The organism is Halobellus sp. Atlit-38R, assembly GCF_003665925.1.
Taxonomy (GTDB): domain Archaea; phylum Halobacteriota; class Halobacteria; order Halobacteriales; family Haloferacaceae; genus Haloquadratum; species Haloquadratum inordinatus.
Genome location: NZ_QXIJ01000260.1, coordinates 1 through 487, shown reverse-complemented (window position 1 = coordinate 487; position 487 = coordinate 1). Strand labels below are relative to the sequence as shown.

Annotated in this window: 1 protein-coding gene; it reads left to right on the top strand. The window is 65.9% G+C overall.

The genetic code is table 11. The features are described 5' to 3' along the window. On the top strand, positions 1-357 hold a 357-nt coding region (locus D3D02_RS19255), incomplete at its 5' end, for a hypothetical protein (protein WP_121571378.1). Between the last annotated feature and the right edge of the window lie 130 nt (positions 358-487).

The following is a 487-nucleotide window of genomic DNA, read 5'->3' as shown; positions in this document are numbered from 1 at the left end:
GCCGACCCGCGCAACGAGCCGACCGGCCCGCGGGACGGACCGAGCGGCCGGGAGGTCGTCGTCCCGTTCCGGCTGTACAAGGCCGTCACCGTCTTCTCGACGCTGGCCGCGGTCGTCACGTACTTCATCGGGTTCACGCTCATCGACGCCGCGACGCTCCAGATCAGCTTCGTCCGGACGACCATCGTCTACCTGCTCGACAACGCGGGGATCCTCCCGCCGGAGGACGTGCTCGTCGCGATCATGGCCATCACCGGCGTGGGCTTCATCGTCCTCGGGACCGCCGTGTACGTGCTCGGGACCCGGTTCCGCGGACAAGGGATGGGAAAGTCTCAAGACGACTCCAGCGAAACGTAAGATAATGGCAGACGAGTTCATGAAGGGCTTCGCCCTGTTCACGATCGGCGGTCTCGGGTGGATCACCTTCGGCGGCTGGTACCGGACGCCGTCGTACTACCAGATCTCGCAGCTCGTGAACCCGGCGGAG